Raw genomic sequence first — 17,811 nt, forward strand, 5'->3', positions numbered from 1 at the left:
ATAACACAACAATTGATCCAAAAGCTCTTAAAGATGGTGAATACAGCATTGGCTTTAAAGTGTTAAAAGATCAAACAGATGAAATCTCAATGATGAACACATACACAAAAAGCCCAGGTGTATTAAAAGTAAAAGATGGTAAGAAATACGTATCGTTTACATTAACAAATAGTACATGGATTACGAAATTTGAATTTGAGAAGAATGGTTCTTTCGTTAATGCAAAAGTGTTAAGTGAAAATAAAGAACAAAATACAAGAGTAGTAGAAGTAGAAGTAAACGATTTGTCTAAAAAATTAAATGCAAAAGTAAAAGTAGATATTGATTCAATGAATTATCACCATTTCTACGATGTTCAATTTGTATTTGATCAAGACAGTATTAAAGCTTTAGGGAACCAAGGTGGAAACGACAACCAAGGTGGAAACGACAACCAAGGAGGAAACGACAACCAAGGAGGAAACGACAACCAGGGTGGAAATGACAACCAGGGTGGAAATAATAACCCGAAAGTAATAGTTGATCCGAAAAATTTAGTAGATGGCCAATATGATATTACATTTAAAGTATTAAAAGATAAAACAGATGAGATTTCAAAGATGCATGACTATGTTGTAAATCCAGCGAAATTAATCGTAAAAGATGGTAAAAAATACATTGAGATGACGCTGAAAAATAGTGCGTGGATTACGAAATTCCAAACGGAAAACAAGGAACTATTCGCTGATGCGAAAGTAGTAAGCGAAGATAAAAATGCAAATACGCGAGTAGTACAGTTTGAAGTAGAAGATCTATTTAAAAAATTAAACGCAAAAGTAAAGGTAGACATCGATGAGATGAACTACCATCATTTCTACGATGTACAAATTCAATTTGATACAAATAATATCGGCGCGTTAGGAACTATTAAAGAGGAACCGAAAAATGAACCGAAAAATCCAGTGACTACACCGAAAGTAGATAATGTAAAAACAGTAGGTACTCCTGATTTTAACCGAAATGCAGATGGTCAGAAGAAAAAAGAAGATACAAAAAATGATTCAAAAAAAGAGAAAAACTCAAAAACTGCAGATACAGCACAACTTGGTTTATACATGGTGTTACTGCTAGGTTCACTTGCTTTACTAGTCCGTAAATATAGAGCAGGTAGATTGTAATTTTTGGAGTCTTGATGCATGTTCGCGTGCATCAAGACTTGTTTCATATTGTATGGAAGGGAGTGGTGATTGAGAGTGAAGAAAATCGTAAGTGTACTAATGGCTATCATTTTGTTAATGAGTATAGCCGGGTGCTCATCACCAAAAAAAGAAACAGCAAAGCAGGTAAAGAGTGAGAGTAAAGAGCGCGTTGTTGCAACAACAGTGGCTGTTACTGAAATTATGGATGCGTTAGAAGTAGATTTAGTCGGCGTTCCAACAAGTTCTAAAACTTTACCGAAGCGATATAAAGGTTTACCTGAAGTTGGGAATCCAATGAGTCCAGATATGGAAAAGGTAAAGTCATTAAAGCCTTCAGAAGTGTTATCTGTGACAACACTTGAATATGAATTAAAGCCAGTTTTTGATGGTGTGGGTATGAAAGCAAACTTTTTAGATTTAACGAGTTTAAAAAATATGCAAAGTTCTATTAGCGATTTAGGTAAGAAATATGGACGTGAAAAACAAGCTGAAGCAGTGGTAACTAAGTTAGATAAAAAGGTTGCTAGCATTCAAAAGGAAGTAAAAGGAAAGAAAGAACCGACAGTGCTTATTTTATTAGGTGTGCCGGGCAGTTATTTAGTAGCAACAGAGCATTCTTATATTGGAGATTTAGTGAAACAACTAGGTGGTAAAAATATTGTGCAAGGTGAACAAGTAGAATATTTAGCTTCTAATACAGAGTATTTAAAGAAAGCTGATCCAGATATTATTTTACGAGCAGCTCATGGTATGCCTGATGAAGTTGTAAAAATGTTTGATAAAGAATTTAAAACAAATGACATTTGGAAACACTTTGCTGCGGTTAAAAATAACCGTGTTTACGATTTAGAAGAGCGTTTATTTGGAACGACAGGAAATTTAGCAGCAATTGAAGCGTTAGATGAATTGAAAAAAATGATGTATCCGTGATGCATTTTAATATAAAGGAAGAGTAGAATGAATAAAAAAACTTGGAGTTTCCTCATTGTTACTGCATTGCTCATTGTTATGACATCATTGTCAGCGATGAAAGGGAGTTTAGAAGTAGGTATTGTTGAACTTATACAAGGGATATTTACAAGTGGAAATGAAGAGGTTGAAGTCATTAAAGATTTACGTTTCCCGCGTATTATTATTGCGTTGTTCACTGGAGCGGCTCTTGCTGTTTCAGGGGTGCTTTTTCAAGCTGTTATGAAGAATCCACTCGCTGATGCTGGGGTAATCGGTATATCTTCAGGAGCTAGTTTTATGACACTCGTTATTATTACGTTGTTCCCGCAATTCTTTTTCTGGACACCCGTATTCGCCTTTTTAGGTGGTGCGTTTGCGTGTTATCTCGTTTATTCGTTTTCATGGAAGTCAGGGTTAAGCCCGCTTCGCATTATTTTAATTGGTATTGCCATTAATGCGATGTTTACTGGATTAAATGAATCATTCGTTACAATTTGTGGGTATTTTATTAAGAGTATTAAGCAAACGACGACTTCTAACATAACAATGAAGACGTGGGGCGATGTAGAAATAATGGTGACTTATGGAACGGTTGGTCTTATTCTTGCTCTGTTCGTAGGAGCTTGGTGTAACTTATTATCGCTACAAGATAAGACTGCGAAAAACTTAGGTTTGCACGTGACGAGAGTTCGCCTTATTATTTCTGCCATTGCAGTACTCTTAGCGGCAGTATCAACAGCGATTGCAGGTGTTATTGCTTTTGTAGGATTACTAGTTCCGCATATTTCAAGACAATTAGTCGGTTCAGACCATAAAGTATTAATTCCATTTTCTGCTCTTGCAGGGGCGTTATTAATTTTGACGGCAGATACGATTGGAAGGTTAATTGTGCCACCTAACGAAATTCCAGCAGCAACAATTATGGCGGTTATTGGTGGTCCATTCTTAATATTCTTACTTAGAAAGAGTGATAAAGTTCATGGAAATTAAAAATGTAACCTTTTCATACGATAACGTAACAAATCGTTTAAAGTCTGTTAGTAGTGAAATAGAAATTGGGAAAATTACAACAATCATTGGCCCGAATGGATGCGGGAAATCAACATTACTTAGTGTCATGTCTAGAAATCACGTTCCTAGCAGTGGAGAAGTAATACTTGATGGGAAAGCGATTAGTGAATATAAACCGAAAGAGTTTGCTAGAAAGCTAGCAGTTGTCCATCAACAAAATGAGGCTCCAGCAGATATTACAGTGGAAAAGCTAATAAGCTTTGGGCGTATGCCATATAAAAATATTTTCTCTCCGCAAACAGATGAAGATAGAGAAGCGATAGAGCGCGCACTAGTATGTACGAATTTACAAAGTAAGCGTGATAAGCCAATCTATGCTTTATCTGGTGGAGAGAGGCAGCGAGTTTGGATCGCAATGACATTAGCTCAAAATACACCAATGCTTTTCTTAGATGAACCGACAACATATTTAGATATTTACTATCAGCTAGAAATATTAGAGTTAGTGAAAGAGTTAAATGAAGTGTATGGACTAACGATTGTAATGGTATTACATGATATTAATCAAGCCATTCGTTATAGCGACTATATTATCGTTATGAAAGATGGAGAGATCATTACGAAAGGTAATCCTAATGATGTAATAACAGAAGAAATGGTTAAAGCAATATATGGTGTAGATGTCATTGTAAAGCAGGATGAAGATACCGGATTGTACATGGTACCTATGGGAATCTAAAGGCTGAGCATAATCCGTTTTGAGGTGATAATTTGAATAGCAAGAAAGGACGGAAAAAGAATTCTTTTTTTCAACGCATACTTACAATTGCGTTTTTAGGAATCTTTTTCTATTCAATGTATGAGTTGGGCGGGATTTTCATGGATTATTATGAAAATCGTAAAGTAATGGCTGAGGCACAACATATTTATAAAAGAAGTCCAATGGAAGAAAAATCGGAAGACGGAGAGGTACGTAAACAGTTTCAGGATCTCCAGAAAATTAATCCAGAGATAGTCGGATGGATTACGATGGATGATACACAAATTAATTATCCAATCGTTCAAGCAAAAGATAATGATTACTATTTATTTCGTAATTATAAAGGTGAAGATATGAGAGCGGGAAGCATTTTTATGGACCATCGTAATGATGTGAAATCTCAAAATCGAAATACGATTTTATATGGTCATCGTATGAAAGACGGTTCTATGTTTGGTAGTTTAAAAAAGATGTTGGACGAAGACTTTTTCATGTCCCATCGTAAATTATATTACGATACATTATTTGAAGGATACGACGTTGAAGTTTTTTCAGTATACACGACAACAACGGACTTTTATTACATTGAAACGGATTTTGAAAATGATGCAGCATATACATCGTTCTTAAAGGAAATCCAAGAAAAATCACTGTACAAAACGGATACGGAATTGACGGCTAATGATGAAATTGTAACACTTTCTACTTGTGACTATGCGCTTGATCCAGAGGCTGGAAGGCTAGTTGTACACGCAAAATTAGTAAAAAGAAATTAAAGAAAAAAGTATAGAATATGAGAAGTGATAGATAACGCTTCTCATATTCTATACTTTAAAAAAGAACTGTTTTTACTGTGCTGCAGCCATTGGTATACGTACAACTTTTACATCATAGTAAGCAATTTTATTATCAAGAATATATTCTGGCATCCCGCCTTGATGTGAGTGAGCATCTTTAAATGCGGCGCTCTTTGTCCAACCCTGGAAATCTTCTTTTGCATTCCAGCGAGTGCTAATTGTTACTTCATCATAATCAACTGTATTTTGCGTTAAAAGAACTTCTAGACCTAAAAAGCCTGGCATCGTTTCAACTTTACCTACTTTATTAAAACGCTCAATTAATTTATGTCCATTTCCCTTTGTAATTTTAGCTGTATTTGTAACAATAATCATGTTTATTCCTCCTATAAATGTAGCTATATTTTCAAGAACTCATATACATTAAATGATAATGAAAATCATTATCATTGTCAATGGTAAATGTGAAATATATAATTTTTTTCTATTATTTTGGACAGTGAGATTTCCATTTCAAAACGTAGTAAATATGTGGCGGTTAAGTGCGAGAATGAGCGAGTTGTACTAGCGAAGCAATAATATGGTATAGTGAAACGAGGCTGTTTTTTCAGGCTCGTTTTTTAAATGCTTCCTATAGAGAAAGCATGCAAATGGAAAGGAAGTTATTATATGCGATCAGAAGTAACTATAAAAATAAAACCGAAATTTATAAAAGAAATTAAAAGTGGATATCCACTTATTTTAAAAGATGCAATTCAAAATTTAAACGATGTTCGTGAAGAAGGGACAATCATCAAAGTAGTAGATGAGAAGAACAACTTTGTCGGAAAAGGTTATTACGGAAAACAAAATAAAGGATACGGCTGGATTTTAACGAGAAAAGAGAGTGAACAAATTAATCAACCTTTCTTTGAAAGTAAAATCAAATCAGCCTTACATAAACGAAAACAATTTTATAAATCAAGTGATACGACAGCATTCCGTGTGGTGAATGGTGAAGGTGATGGTCTTGGCGGATTAATTATCGATTATTATGACGGCTACTACGTAGTAAGTTGGTATAGTGAAGGGATTTACACTTTCAGAGATGAGATTATAGCAGCTCTTCAAAAAGTAGCAAACTTTAAAGGCATTTATGAGAAAAAGCGTTTTGATACGAAAGGGAAATACATTGAAGGTGATGATTTCGTAGCAGGAGAGCGCGGTGAGTTTCCACTTATCGTAAAAGAGAACGGTGTGAACTTCGCTGTTTATTTAAACGACGGGGCAATGGTTGGTGTATTTTTAGATCAACGTAACGTTCGAAAACAAATTCGTGATAAATATGCAAAGGGAAGAACAGTGTTAAATATGTTCTCTTATACAGGTGCTTTCTCTGTATTTGCAGCGCTTGGCGGAGCGAGTAAAACGACGAGTGTTGACCTTGCAAATCGTAGTTTAAGTAAAACAATTGAGCAGTTTAGCGTCAATGAAGTTGATTATGAAGCACAAGATATTATTGTAGAAGATGTATTTCTTTACTTCAAATATGCAGCTAAGAAAAAGATGAAATTTGATATGGTCGTACTTGATCCTCCAAGCTTCGCCCGATCAAAAAAATATACATTTAGTGCAGCAAAAGATTATAAAAATTTATTAAAAGAAACAATTGCTATTACAGAAAATAACGGTATTATCGTTGCTTCTACAAATTGTAGCGCATTCGATATGAAAAAGTTTAAAGGCTTTATCGATACAGCCTTTAAAGAAATGAATGGCAAATATAAAATATTAGAAGAACATTCTTTACCAGAAGATTTCCGTACCATTGATCAATTTAAAGAAGGAGACTACTTAAAAGTAGTTTTCATCGAGAAAATTAAAGGTTAATAAAGAAAAGGAGCTCGAGTTTACTTGAGCTCCTTTTCTTATTGAACGATATTTTGTACTCTACCGACTTGCCCGTCCTGCAATCGCACTTTAATGCCATGCGGATGGGAAGGGGATTTTGTTAAAATATCTTTTACAATTCCACGTGTTAATTTGCCGGTGCGTTGATCTTGTTTTAATACAATATCAACTTCAAGGCCGGGTGCGATATTAGAACGTTTTTGTCCGTTCATTTATACACCTGTACGTCTACGTTGGTTGTTTGTTTTCTTCGTTTGTTGGTTTTGTAATTTTTTTGTTTCTTGGCTTTGGTTTTTGGCATTCTGACCATTACCGTTACCTTGCTTTTTCTTTGCAAGTTGTTCGCGCATTAAATCAGCTAAGCTTACTTTTTTGTTTTCTGACATGATAAGTCTCCTTTATATAAAGTTAATTATGAACTATCGTAGTAAATTTCATCATATCATTGTTATGGAAGGAAGGGAAGTTGGTTTGAAAATTCATATTATTCTTCACAGTGTTCATTCGTTACGATACAATTAGCATGTTAATGTTTGTAAAAAGGGGATAGACATATGTCACATCATATTTTATTAGTGGAAGATGATATTTCAATTCAAGAGATGGTGGAAAAGTATTTAATAAAAGAGGGCTTTCAAGTTACAATCGCGTCTGATGGAGAGGAAGGCGTGAACACATATTTAAAAGGTTCATTTGATTTGATTATCCTCGACATTATGATGCCGAAGCTAGATGGATTAGAGGTTGTACGTATTATTCGTGAAAAAAGTGCAGTTCCGATTTTAATGATGTCAGCAAAAGATACAGATGTTGATAAAGCTGTCGGATTAGGACTTGGAGCAGATGATTACATTTGTAAGCCGTTTTCTATGATTGAATTGGCTGCACGTGTAAAAGCAGGTATTCGGAGGTCTACGAAATACTCGGCTACAGAAACTATAGAAAAAATGATTCAAATTGGTGATTTAACAATTGATGCAATTAATTTTACTGTAGAAAAAAACGGGAAGCCTCTCAAACTTACTTTAAAAGAATTTGAGATTTTAAAGCTATTCGTAAAGAACCAAAATCGAGTATTTACAAAAGCGCAAATATATACGTTAGTTTGGAATGAAGAGTATTACGGTGACGATAACGTTATTAATGTTCATATGAGAAGATTGCGTGAGAAAATCGAAAGTGACCCATCTAATCCAGAATATATTAAAACGTTATGGGGCATCGGCTATAAGCTGGAAGTAATGTAATATGATCAATTTGTTAATAGGTATTATTTTTATATTGTTATGTGTTATTTATATGCAATATAAAATGAGAAAAAATAGTAGTGAAAATTTACGATACACATATGAAAAGTTAGAAAGTATTGTAAATGACAAAACAGGCGAGACGTTACTCGTTATGACAGATGATCTAGAATTGCAAAAATTATTAGTGGCAATTAATCAATTATTAGATGCAAAACAGAAAACGAATGCAGATCATGCAAAAGTAGAAATTTCGATGAGAAAAATGCTTTCAAATATTTCGCATGACTTGAAAACACCACTAACAGTTATTCTTGGATATACAGAAATGTTAAATAAGGATAAAACGATAAATAAAGAAGAACAACAAATATTACTTGAAAAAGTGCATACGAAAACACTAGAAGTGATGGAGTTAATTCATAAGTTTTTTGACTTGGCAAAATTAGAATCTGGTGACAAAGCAATTGAAATGACAAAAGTAAATATGAATGAAGTTTGCCGCGAGAAGATTTTATCTTTTTATGATTTAGTGACGACGAAAGGTTTTCAGGTTCATATTGATATACCAGAAAGAAATATATACGCACTTGGAAATGTAGAAGTATTAGGTAGGGTATTGAATAATTTAATATCAAATGCGATTACATATGGAGACGATGGAAAGGCACTTGGTATGACGTTAAGAGATGATGACACGAGTGTGTATATAGACGTATGGGATAAAGGAAAAGGGATTGATGAATCTCATATTGATAAAGTATTTGAGCGTATGTACACACTTGAAGATTCAAGAAATAGATTGTACCAAGGAAGCGGTCTAGGATTAACGATCACGAAACGGCTTGTGGAAGCGATGGACGGAAAAATTCACCTTTCTAGTAAACCGTATGAAAAAACAATTTTTACAATTGTATTAACAAAGATGCAGTTTTAGCTTGTAGAGCAGTAGATTCTACAAGCTTTTTTTCAGCGTAAGGAATTTGTAAGAAACGGGTAAGAAAAAAGAGATTTCCGTTGTCTATTATAGAAATATAGAGTATTGCGAAAGGGGAAAGTAACATGACATATATATTAAAAATAAATCAGTTAACGAAAGTGTTTAAAGGGAAAGAAGTTATTTCCAGTGTTAACATGCATGTGAAAAAAGGAGAAATTTACGGTTTTTTAGGACCAAACGGTGCTGGTAAAACAACGATTATGAAAATGATTACAAATTTAATAAAACCGACGAGTGGTGATATTGAAATCTTCGGTGAGAAATTAACAGATACATCTTATGAAGTATTAAAAAGAATGGGGACAATTATTGAATACCCAATCTTTTATGATAAATTAACGGCGAAAGAAAACTTAGACCTGCATTGTGAATATATGGGCTACTACGATAAAAATGCAATTGACCATGCTTTACATTTAGTGAAACTACAAGGGATAGATAATAAAAAAGTAAAAGATTTTTCATTAGGAATGAAACAACGACTCGGTATTGCAAGGGCAATCGTGACAAAGCCAGAATTGCTCATTTTAGATGAACCAATTAACGGTTTAGATCCAATTGGTATTAAAGAGTTACGAGAGTTATTTAAAATGCTCTGCAAAGAATATGGCATTACATTATTAGTTTCTAGTCATATTTTAGGTGAGATGGAACTAATGGCGGATACAATTGGTGTGATTCAAAATGGAAAACTAATAAAAGAAGTTTCAATGAAGAGTATTAACGGAAAACAAACAGAGTATATTGAAATTACTGTTCCTGATGTGAAACGTGCAGCTTATATTTTAGACGATAAACTTGGTATAAAAAATTACAAAATAATGAGCGGAAACATGATTCGGGTTTATGAAGTGGCGGTGACACAGCAAGCCATTTCAAAAGCACTTATTATGAACGATGTGGAAATTGAAAGTATTAATAAGAAACATAGTTCCTTAGAAGAATATTTCTTAAATGTAATGGATGGAGAAGGTATTCATGCTTAATGGACTGTGGCTGAACCTGGTAAGTGGATTTATCGTAATGCTAATAAGTGGAATTTTATATTATAGAAAACCAGAGCGGAAATGGTTGTTAATTCTACTAGTGATAGGAACGTTAAGCTGCGTTACTGCTGGAATTAGAATGTTAGCAGCATAAAGACAGTTATATAAAGAATGGAGGAGTGGTTTGTATGCTTAGATTAATGAAGCTCGAATGGAAGAAACATAAATTATCTAGTTACTTTAAAGGGGTAGCAATTTGTATTATAGCAATTTTCGCTGCAGTAAGCCTTATGGCGTGGGGAATTAAAGCCGAGGGGGACGTGCTCTTCTTTGATTTCACGCAACAAATGGTTTTAATAAACACTTTTATTAGGATAACATTCATTATTTTTAGTTCGGTCATTTTATCACGTTTAGTAATTGATGAGTATAAGAACAAAACAATGCAACTACTATTTATGTACCCATTGCAACGAAAAATGCTAATGAGAGCGAAATTAACAATTGTTTTTTGTTTTTGTTTTGTGAGCACGATTATCGCTACTTTCAGTATCAGTTTGCTTGTATATTTTGTGAGTCCAATGATGGGACTGATTGAAACACCAGCTACGATAGGTGAAATAATATCTATCGTTCCAACTACTTTTATAAGTGCATTTATGATATCTGGTATAAGTTTAATTCCTTTATTTTTTGGGATGAGAAAGAAATCGACACCCACAACAATTACTTCTGCAGTAATAATCGGAATGCTAATTAGTAGTAACTTTGGTCCTGGAAACGGTCAAGTAAGTCTATTTAATTTTATAGCTATCCCAATAGTGCTCTGTTTATTAGGAATTTTCATCAGTTATCTTTCATATCGTAAAATCGACAAGATCGATGTGGCGTGAAGCAAGCTTAAAACAACAACGAACTGGGGTATGAATAGTGAAAAAAATGATAGTAATTGCAATATTATTCATTACAATTGCTAGTGTAGTTTTTGGTATTAAGGTATTTCAGGGGAAAGATTTTAAGAAAGAAAAGTCTTTTGAGATAAATAATATAAAAGAAATAGAAGTAGACAATGAAAACTGGAATCTTGAATTTAAAAGTACAGACGCTAATAAAATAGTAATTTCCGCTCAAGGTGAACAAGCAGATAAAGAGATAGATCCCGTCAAAATAGAAAATGATGAAAATAAAATTGTGATTAGGCAAAAACAAAAGGTGCACAGATTTTTTTATGGTTTTACGTTTAGGAAGAAAAATAGTATATCTATAGCTATTCCGAAGAAAGAAATAGATAAAATTGTATTAAATAATAAATCGGGTGATGTGAAAATAAACGATATAGTAGTAAAAAGCATCGTGACAAAAGGAAAATCTGGAGATGGAATGATTACAGGATTATCGGCAGAGAAGGGTGAATTTACATCCGAAAGCGGAGATTTAATGTTAAAAGATAGTTCATTACAAGAAGTAAATATAACTTCCACTACTGGAGATAATTATGTAAAAAATGTAAAAAATGTAAAAAATGAAAATATGAACATCAATTCAACATCTGGGGAAGTATTACTGAAAGATATGACAGAAGGAAAGTCATTATTTGTAGAAACAAAATCAGGGGATATTGGCGTACGGTATAAAGGTGTCCCGGCATCATTGAAGCTTATGGCTAAAAGTAATTCGGCTGACGTAATAGTGGATTTAAAAGGACTTAAGAAAGATAAAAGTACAGAAAAAATAAAAGAAGGAACTATTGGTGATGCAAAAAATGAAGTGAAGATTTTAAGTAAAACAGGGGTCATTTATATTGATTAAGTCTTAGGAGGAGGGAGGACTATTATGCTACGTCTTATGAAGCTAGAACTGAAGAAATTTAAACTTGGCTGGTACGTGAAGAGAGCAGTAATTGCAAATCTTGCTATACTGGCATTATTGATTTTTGTTAGCATCGTTTCTCAAATAGAGGGAGATCTAGAAATAAGAGATCCGCAGGCGATTTTGTTAATGGCTAGTTCAATAGTGAGAGCAACATTTATTATTTTTGGTGCTGTACTAATAGCTAAGTTAATAATTGATGAATATAAAAACAAAACAATATTATTGATGTTTTCTTATCCAATTAATCGAAAGAAAATAATGATTAGTAAGTTGGCTATTACAGCAATATTAACATTCATAACAGTTATTTTATCTAATATTTTTGTAGTGGGAATTTTCATTGGAATAGATAGTTATTTTTCGATTCTTCCTAATTCATTCGCAGTAGATCAATTGATTCAAGAAGGGATAAATCTCGTTCCTTTAGCCATTGCCACTGCTGGAATAAGCTTAATTCCTCTATACTTCGGAATGCGTAAACGTTCAGTGCCAACTACTATTGTTTCGTCTATTATCGTTGTGCTAATCGCAATTAATAACCCACCAATATTTCCTATAGCGACCTTTCTTCCTCTTCAATTCGCATTTGCAGTGATTGGTGTGGCGATTGCTTATTATGGAATTAAAAATATTGAGAGGGAAGATGCATTATAAAGTTTCACATGAAACAAGTTACAGAAAAAGACAAGATATGTAAACATCTTGTCTTTTTTGTCGTTACATTTTAGGAGCTTCCATTCCAGCCGCAGCCCATTCTTCTTTTGCGGGGCCATATACGCCAGGAACTGTTAAGCCAGCTTGTCGCATTAAAACTGTCATTTGTCCGCGGTGGTGATTTTGATGATTAATGAGTGTCATTAAAAATATAGAATTTGGCATAGGGCGACCAAAGAAGTCATTAATAGTAGCTAAGTCTTTATCAGTCCATTTACTTTGAAGTGTTTCAACAAAAGCCGCGTTTACTTTAAGGTATTCATCTGCAATTGTTTTTGCAGAAGTTGGAACAGGATAATCTTTCGATTCTCCTTCAAACTTTAGCCCTGTGCCAGATAGTATAACAGGAATTGCCGTCACGATGTGCCAAGCAACTCTTCCTAAAGTCCAATGTTCAGGTGCAATTTCTTGTGATAAAGATGCATCGGTTAATGAATCAAGCATTTTCTGAGTAGACTCTGCTTCGTATGTCCATGATTGTAAAAAGCCTTCAATTGTTTGGTACATTATTGTTATCCCCCTCTACTTATGTTCATAGATTAAGTTCGAGAAGAAATGACAAGTTCCCTTTATGTTTTAATGATGGTATTTAAAATTTTATATATAAATTTTATGATACTATTGAGTGTATATAGAATTATATTAATTTAGGGGGATATGATGAAAAGATTGATTTTAGGAATCATAATTTTATTTTTAATGGTAGGATGTAGCAATGAAACCTATAAAAAAGCAATGGATCAAGGGAAATTGGCGTTAGCGAGTAAAGAATATGACACGGCAGTAGCATCATTTGAGCTAGCATTAGAAGAGAAAAAGGATGATAAAGAAGCAAAGGTATTAAAAGGCCAAACTACTAAGATGATAAGTTCGATAAAAGAGAGATCGAGTGGAAATATAGAACAAGCAATAGGTTTGTTCCAAGAAGTAGAAAAGATGAAAGATGGTTCCGCAATCCTTCAAAATCAAGCGAAAGAACAAAAAGATTTGCTTATAGAGCATAAAGAGTTAAAAGGTCAATATATAGGTCAATTGGAAAAGGCAGAGAAGTTAAAGAATGATAAAAAGTATGAAGAGGCTAAAGGGATAGTAAATAAAATTTTTAACGATACTGGTCAAAATCAACAATTTATTTCGGAAAATCAACGGGCCCAAGAGCTGAATAAGCAAATCGATGGCTTACTAACTCAACAAGCAGAAGTCAAGAAAAAAGAGGAAGAGTTAAAAAATGAAAAGAAAAAAGAGGCTGATATTGGAAAGTTAAAGGGGTCTTGGATGTCATCAGAAAGTACAGACAGGCCAGTTGGGTTGGAAATAGAATCTATTAATAGTGAGAAAACAGGCGGAGAATTTATGGAACATAATATTTTTGGGAAAGGGACTACTATAGGAGACTTTCGAATATTAAGTGTGGACCAAGGGATTATTTCCATAGAGCTTGTATTTTTAATGGGAGAAAGAAAAAAGAAGGTTGATTTGAAACTTGAGGAGAACACATTAACTGTACATCATGAGTTTATGGGAGGGACTAAATCTGTGAAATTAGTGAGATCAGAGTAATTTATCCCGCTATTCACCTGCAGTAAAATTCCCACCTCAAGATTCGGCTGGAGCAAAGAAGTTAGGTGGGAGATCCACTGCTCATAAAAGCCCGATTGGTGTGGGTTAATAATCAGTGGGGATGAAGAAAACCCAACTGATTAAAGTTTCACTTTATTTAGTATATAAAAAGGAGGCTTCTAAAACGAAGCCTCCTTTTTAATTAACTTTCTTCCCACTCTTCCTCATCAACCATAAGAAATAAGGTGCTCCAAGTACAGCAACGACAAGACCAGAAGGAATTTCTTTCGGATATGCGATTGTACGTCCAAGTAAGTCAGCAACAGAAAGAAGGATTGCTCCAAATAGTGCTGAACAAACGAATAGTCTTTGATGATTCATACCAACAACAATTCTTGCTAAGTGAGGTGCGACAAGGCCTAAAAAGGCAATTGTACCGACAGCAGCGATATTTACTGATGCAAGTAGTGTCGCTAGCACAATTAGAGCAAGACGTGTTTTATTTACTGGTTGCCCAAGTCCAGTTGCTAAATCGTCTCCCAGTACGAGAACGTCAAGTTGTTTTATTAAGAAAAAGATAATGAATACAAGAATTAGAGATGGATATAGAATGATATTTTCTAAGTGATTCCACCCTCTTGCATACGTACTACCAGATAACCATGTTAAAGCAGCGGCAACATTCAAATTGGCTCTAACGATAAAGATTTGAATAATTGCTGAGCCAAGCGCAGAAATACCAATCCCTATTAAAGCGAGAGCTGTTGGACTAAATCCTGATTTCCAAGAGAAGAAGAGGACAATTCCAACTGCAAGTAGTCCGCCAATAAATGCACCAATTGGTAGGAAGAAACCAGGAAGTGCAGGAAAGACATACATAATAGTTAAAGCACCGACACCAGCTCCCGATGAAATACCAATAATAGAAGGATCGGCAAGTGGGTTTCGTAATATACCTTGGAAAACAAGCCCACTTATTGCAAGGCATGCACCAGCAATAGCGGCAACGAGCATTCTTGGTAAACGAAGATTCATCATCATATTTTTGTCAAATTGTGTTAATTGACCTGATATAACATTAGTAATGCTTTCGATATAAGCGTTACTACCGATTGTAACACCAAGAGCAATCGTCACAATACAAAGTGTGATAGATATAATGATTACCTTTTTATAAGAGTAATAGCTGGAGCTAGCTCCAGCTGCATTCGCACCGTTATCATTCATATATTGTTTCGATTTCATCATTCGATAGACTAAGTAAATAAGCCAAGGAGATCCAATCATTGCTGTGACTGCCCCAACAGGAAGTTCTGCACCGGTTGGATCTATTAATCTACCGACAACATCTGCTCCAAGCAATAATACTGCCCCCCATAAGAAAGAAGAGAGAAGAAGAGTAAAGTGTTGACGGTATCCGATAAGGCGCATTAAATGAGGTGCAACTAAGCCGACAAATCCAATTGGTCCAACAACAGTAACAATTACTGCTGTTAAAAAGATTGCAGCAATGAAGGCGATAAGACGTGTTACTGCTGTTTTTTCACCAAGAGAAACAGCAACATCATCACCAAGTAAGAGAATGTTGAGTTTACGAGATATAAATAGTAAAACTAGGAAAGAAATAATGATAAATGGAAAAGCAAATTGAACGCCATCCCAGTTATTTTGAATAAGAGATCCAGCTCCCCATAAAAATAAACCAGCTGTTTCATTTTCATAGAAAAGCTGCATCGTTCCGGTAAAGGCAGAGAGCATTAATGTAACGACCATACCAGCTAATGCCATTCTGAGTGGGGTTCCCTTTTTTCCACCAGAAATACGGTATACAAATAAAGCAGTAATAGCACCGCCGATAAATGTGAACAGAAGAGAATTAATTTGTAAACCTTTCGGTAAGAAAATTGTAGCCGTTACTAGAAAGAAATATGCGCCAGAGTGAATACCCATTGTACTGGATTCAGCAAGTGGATTTTTCGTTAATGTTTGTAAAATAACCCCAGATGCAGCAAGGGCACCTCCAGCTAAAATGGCAATTACGGCTCTAGGTAATCGAAGCATGATTAAAGTTTGATGTTCTAGCGATTGGTTCGGTGAGATAAGAGCATCAATAATCATACTATAGGAAATGTTTGCTTGACCTTGTCCGATATGAATAAAGAAAAGGAGGAGCAAGAGAGCTGCTCCTCCTCCGAATACAAGAATTGCTCGAAGTGTATGTTGTAGGCTATTCATCGCGTAATCACTTCTTCACTGTCATTACATCTGCTACTTGTGTTGCTAAAGATGTTGCAGACTCAGGACCACCGAAAATCCAAGTGTCGCCTTTTAATTTATACATTTTGTTTTCTTTTTTGAACTTTAATTCTTCCCAAGCAGGGTTGCCCTTTAGTTGCGTGTCAAAAATGTTATCTTCATCCGCTACAATGTAAATGAAGTTTGAATCTTGTACACTTTGTAATGATTCTACAGTTGTTTGTTTGAAACCATCTGGCTCAGATTTTCCTGCTTCAAAAGTATTTGTTAAACCTAATTTTTTTGTAACTTGTAAAGCTAAAGAATTGTCAGTTAAGATACGGAATGTTGGTACGTTTTTAGCAGTAAATGCTTGTGCCATTGCGATGTTTTTATCTTTTAAGTCTGCTTTTTCAATTTTTGCTTTTGCATTAGCGAATGCTTTATCCATATCAGCTAATACTTTTTTACCTTCTTCTTCTTTTCCAACTGCTTTTGCAATTTGTTTAAATGTTTCTGTCATTTCAGCGAAGTGATCGTTATTGCTTGTTGATGGATCAAACATAACTGTTGGTGCAATTTGCTCTAATTCATTTTTAATTGCTTTACCACGGAATGAAGCTGTGATAATTAAGTCTGGTTTTAAACGGCTAATTTCTTCTAAGTTTGGTTGTTGACGTGTCCCTACATCTACAACATCTTTACTCGGTTTTGTTTTTGTATTTACCCATTTATTATAATTCTTAATGTCTGCCATCCCTACTGGCTGAACACCAAGTGCTAATAAGTCTTCTGAATATACCCACTCAAGTACAACTACTTTTTTCGCTGGTTTATCTAACTTCGTTTCCCCTTCAGCGTGTTTAATCGTTATAGCTTGACTTTTATTGTCCGCTTTTGTTTCTTTTTTCTCCTCTTTTTGCTGTCCACATCCAACAGCGAATAGAAGAATTACTATGAAAATACTGATAATTCTCTTCATCTTCTGCCCCCAAATTAAGTGTTTTTTGTAACTGGCACCGTAAGTGAAAATGGTTATCAATTACAACAACCAAATCATACTATGAGGATAATTTAAGTGTCAATATTTTTTTAAAATTTTGACTAAAAACAATAAATTATACGGATTTTTATATGTTATAGTCGCTATTTATGAAGAATAAGCCTTTTTACTAAAAAGATTGGCGAATGTGAAAAGTTTAAATGGGAACTTGGCTGTGTACGAAAGTGTAATGTGTATGGTTAATAATCTGTGGAGATGGGGCGAAAGTACAAGCAAAAGGAGTGAGAATCGCATGTAATAATTACTAGAATGTATGGAATAAACCTGTGTTTATCCCTAATAGGTAAAGTATTTCTTTGTTATTTAGATAGATGTTTTCTAACTCGGTGATTGTACTTAAAAGATTGCATGTAAAGGAAGTGATCAACATGTCTTCATGGAGCAATAACGTAAATGGATATTGTGGGTGTAATAATCAAAATGGTGTACATGTTGATTCATGCTGTTTTAGTTGCGATGGGACAGTTCCTAAGGTTGGTCCAACCGGTCCGACGGGGGCAACAGGAGCAACAGGTGCAACGGGTCCAACAGGGGCGACGGGAGCAAC

At 34.6% G+C, this 17,811-nt stretch carries 20 protein-coding genes and 1 pseudogene; 15 read left to right on the plus strand and 6 right to left on the minus strand.

The genetic code is table 11. The annotated features are described in order from the left end of the window. The 5 genes from MR170_RS25395 to srtB all read left to right on the plus strand — a co-directional run. The coding region (locus MR170_RS25395) for an NEAT domain-containing protein (RefSeq protein ID WP_242309844.1) at positions 1–1,157 on the plus strand (1,157 nt) is incomplete at its 5' end. A gap of 69 nt (positions 1,158–1,226) precedes the next feature. Next, the gene (gene isdE / locus MR170_RS25400; protein ID WP_001264109.1) at positions 1,227–2,108 is read left to right on the plus strand and encodes a heme ABC transporter substrate-binding protein IsdE; all 882 of its coding nucleotides are present in this window, start codon (positions 1,227–1,229) and stop codon (positions 2,106–2,108) included. 27 nt (positions 2,109–2,135) lie between these two features. Continuing rightward, complete coding sequence (locus tag MR170_RS25405) at positions 2,136–3,119, plus strand: FecCD family ABC transporter permease (protein ID WP_242309847.1); 984 nt, start codon at positions 2,136–2,138, stop codon at positions 3,117–3,119. After that, positions 3,109–3,879, plus strand: coding sequence for an ABC transporter ATP-binding protein (locus tag MR170_RS25410; protein ID WP_016080127.1), 771 nt, complete (start codon positions 3,109–3,111; stop codon positions 3,877–3,879). The genes MR170_RS25405 and MR170_RS25410 overlap by 11 nt, the downstream gene beginning before the upstream one ends. A gap of 32 nt (positions 3,880–3,911) precedes the next feature. After that, positions 3,912–4,676, plus strand: coding sequence for a class B sortase (gene srtB / locus MR170_RS25415; protein ID WP_016080128.1), 765 nt, complete (start codon positions 3,912–3,914; stop codon positions 4,674–4,676). Positions 4,677–4,748: 72 nt separating this feature from the next. Here the strand turns inward: srtB and isdG are convergent, their stop codons facing one another. Then, positions 4,749–5,072, minus strand: coding sequence for a heme oxygenase (gene isdG / locus MR170_RS25420; RefSeq protein ID WP_242309849.1), 324 nt, complete (start codon positions 5,070–5,072; stop codon positions 4,749–4,751). A gap of 294 nt (positions 5,073–5,366) precedes the next feature. Here isdG and MR170_RS25425 point away from each other — a divergent pair, with 294 nt between their 5' ends. After that, the gene (locus tag MR170_RS25425) at positions 5,367–6,566 is read left to right on the plus strand and encodes a class I SAM-dependent rRNA methyltransferase (protein WP_242309852.1); all 1,200 of its coding nucleotides are present in this window, start codon (positions 5,367–5,369) and stop codon (positions 6,564–6,566) included. Positions 6,567–6,604: 38 nt separating this feature from the next. On the opposite strand, the gene MR170_RS25430 is transcribed toward MR170_RS25425, so the two are convergent. Together MR170_RS25430 and MR170_RS25435 are read right to left on the minus strand one after the other, a co-directional pair. After that, a complete protein-coding gene (locus tag MR170_RS25430) occupies positions 6,605–6,799 on the minus strand; it encodes a YwbE family protein (protein ID WP_001014307.1) in 195 nt (64 codons plus the stop codon). Further along, positions 6,800–6,973 carry a hypothetical protein gene (locus MR170_RS25435; protein ID WP_001293578.1) on the minus strand — a complete coding sequence of 58 codons (174 nt, stop codon included), beginning with the start codon at positions 6,971–6,973 and terminating at the stop codon, positions 6,800–6,802. A gap of 168 nt (positions 6,974–7,141) precedes the next feature. On the opposite strand from MR170_RS25435, the gene MR170_RS25440 reads away from it, so the two are divergent. The 7 genes from MR170_RS25440 to MR170_RS25470 all read left to right on the plus strand — a co-directional run bounded on the left by MR170_RS25440 (position 7,142) and on the right by MR170_RS25470 (position 12,346). Further along, complete coding sequence (locus MR170_RS25440; RefSeq protein ID WP_016080130.1) at positions 7,142–7,834, plus strand: response regulator transcription factor; 693 nt, start codon at positions 7,142–7,144, stop codon at positions 7,832–7,834. A gap of 1 nt (position 7,835) precedes the next feature. Beyond that, the gene (locus tag MR170_RS25445; RefSeq protein WP_086405863.1) at positions 7,836–8,771 is read left to right on the plus strand and encodes a HAMP domain-containing histidine kinase; all 936 of its coding nucleotides are present in this window, start codon (positions 7,836–7,838) and stop codon (positions 8,769–8,771) included. A gap of 125 nt (positions 8,772–8,896) precedes the next feature. Beyond that, positions 8,897–9,820 carry an ABC transporter ATP-binding protein gene (locus MR170_RS25450; protein WP_242309855.1) on the plus strand — a complete coding sequence of 308 codons (924 nt, stop codon included), beginning with the start codon at positions 8,897–8,899 and terminating at the stop codon, positions 9,818–9,820. Beyond that, positions 9,813–9,974, plus strand: coding sequence for a hypothetical protein (locus MR170_RS25455; RefSeq protein WP_242309858.1), 162 nt, complete (start codon positions 9,813–9,815; stop codon positions 9,972–9,974). Before MR170_RS25450 ends, MR170_RS25455 begins: the two co-directional genes overlap by 8 nt. A 34-nt stretch (positions 9,975–10,008) precedes the next feature. After that, a complete protein-coding gene (locus MR170_RS25460) occupies positions 10,009–10,713 on the plus strand; it encodes an ABC transporter permease (protein WP_098630166.1) in 705 nt (234 codons plus the stop codon). Between the two features lie 37 nt (positions 10,714–10,750). Further along, positions 10,751–11,629, plus strand: a complete 879-nt coding sequence (locus MR170_RS25465; RefSeq protein ID WP_242309861.1) for a DUF4097 family beta strand repeat-containing protein — start codon at positions 10,751–10,753, stop codon at positions 11,627–11,629. A 24-nt stretch (positions 11,630–11,653) separates the two neighbouring features. Next, a complete protein-coding gene (locus MR170_RS25470; RefSeq protein WP_242309864.1) occupies positions 11,654–12,346 on the plus strand; it encodes an ABC transporter permease in 693 nt (230 codons plus the stop codon). A 63-nt stretch (positions 12,347–12,409) separates the two neighbouring features. Here MR170_RS25470 and MR170_RS25475 read toward each other — a convergent pair whose 3' ends face one another. Beyond that, complete coding sequence (locus MR170_RS25475) at positions 12,410–12,913, minus strand: DinB family protein (protein WP_016080137.1); 504 nt, start codon at positions 12,911–12,913, stop codon at positions 12,410–12,412. 153 nt (positions 12,914–13,066) lie between these two features. Here MR170_RS25475 and MR170_RS25480 point away from each other — a divergent pair, with 153 nt between their 5' ends. Continuing rightward, on the plus strand, positions 13,067–13,966 hold the full coding sequence (locus tag MR170_RS25480; RefSeq protein WP_242309867.1) for a tetratricopeptide repeat protein: 900 nt from the start codon (positions 13,067–13,069) through the stop codon (positions 13,964–13,966). A gap of 198 nt (positions 13,967–14,164) precedes the next feature. Here MR170_RS25480 and fhuB read toward each other — a convergent pair whose 3' ends face one another. Both fhuB and MR170_RS25490 read right to left on the minus strand, forming a co-directional pair. Next, a complete protein-coding gene (gene fhuB, locus MR170_RS25485) occupies positions 14,165–16,201 on the minus strand; it encodes a Fe(3+)-hydroxamate ABC transporter permease FhuB (RefSeq protein WP_242309870.1) in 2,037 nt (678 codons plus the stop codon). Between the two features lie 7 nt (positions 16,202–16,208). Continuing rightward, positions 16,209–17,183: an ABC transporter substrate-binding protein gene (locus MR170_RS25490; protein WP_016080140.1), complete on the minus strand. Its 975-nt coding sequence runs from the start codon at positions 17,181–17,183 to the stop codon at positions 16,209–16,211. A 449-nt stretch (positions 17,184–17,632) separates the two neighbouring features. On the opposite strand from MR170_RS25490, the pseudogene MR170_RS25495 reads away from it, so the two are divergent. Continuing rightward, a pseudogene (locus MR170_RS25495) lies at positions 17,633–17,811 on the plus strand (BclA C-terminal domain-containing protein); the annotation flags it as partial.

Origin of the sequence: Bacillus cereus group sp. BfR-BA-01524 (assembly GCF_022662595.1) — a bacterium.
In the GTDB taxonomy this organism is placed as follows: Bacteria; Bacillota; Bacilli; order Bacillales; family Bacillaceae_G; genus Bacillus_A; species Bacillus_A thuringiensis_S.

Coding starts and splice junctions, on each gene's coding strand:
- MR170_RS25410 (WP_016080127.1), top strand. CDS start 3,109: ATGGAAATTAAAAATGTAACCTTTTCATACGATAACGTAACAAATCGT.
- MR170_RS25445 (WP_086405863.1), top strand. CDS start 7,836: ATGATCAATTTGTTAATAGGTATTATTTTTATATTGTTATGTGTTATT.
- MR170_RS25475 (WP_016080137.1), bottom strand. CDS start 12,913: ATGTACCAAACAATTGAAGGCTTTTTACAATCATGGACATACGAAGCA.
- MR170_RS25470 (WP_242309864.1), top strand. CDS start 11,654: ATGCTACGTCTTATGAAGCTAGAACTGAAGAAATTTAAACTTGGCTGG.
- isdG (WP_242309849.1), bottom strand. CDS start 5,072: ATGATTATTGTTACAAATACAGCTAAAATTACAAAGGGAAATGGACAT.
- MR170_RS25405 (WP_242309847.1), top strand. CDS start 2,136: ATGAATAAAAAAACTTGGAGTTTCCTCATTGTTACTGCATTGCTCATT.
- MR170_RS25480 (WP_242309867.1), top strand. CDS start 13,067: ATGAAAAGATTGATTTTAGGAATCATAATTTTATTTTTAATGGTAGGA.
- MR170_RS25440 (WP_016080130.1), top strand. CDS start 7,142: ATGTCACATCATATTTTATTAGTGGAAGATGATATTTCAATTCAAGAG.
- MR170_RS25435 (WP_001293578.1), bottom strand. CDS start 6,973: ATGTCAGAAAACAAAAAAGTAAGCTTAGCTGATTTAATGCGCGAACAA.
- MR170_RS25430 (WP_001014307.1), bottom strand. CDS start 6,799: ATGAACGGACAAAAACGTTCTAATATCGCACCCGGCCTTGAAGTTGAT.
- MR170_RS25490 (WP_016080140.1), bottom strand. CDS start 17,183: ATGAAGAGAATTATCAGTATTTTCATAGTAATTCTTCTATTCGCTGTT.
- MR170_RS25425 (WP_242309852.1), top strand. CDS start 5,367: ATGCGATCAGAAGTAACTATAAAAATAAAACCGAAATTTATAAAAGAA.
- MR170_RS25455 (WP_242309858.1), top strand. CDS start 9,813: ATGCTTAATGGACTGTGGCTGAACCTGGTAAGTGGATTTATCGTAATG.
- MR170_RS25450 (WP_242309855.1), top strand. CDS start 8,897: ATGACATATATATTAAAAATAAATCAGTTAACGAAAGTGTTTAAAGGG.
- fhuB (WP_242309870.1), bottom strand. CDS start 16,201: ATGAATAGCCTACAACATACACTTCGAGCAATTCTTGTATTCGGAGGA.
- MR170_RS25460 (WP_098630166.1), top strand. CDS start 10,009: ATGCTTAGATTAATGAAGCTCGAATGGAAGAAACATAAATTATCTAGT.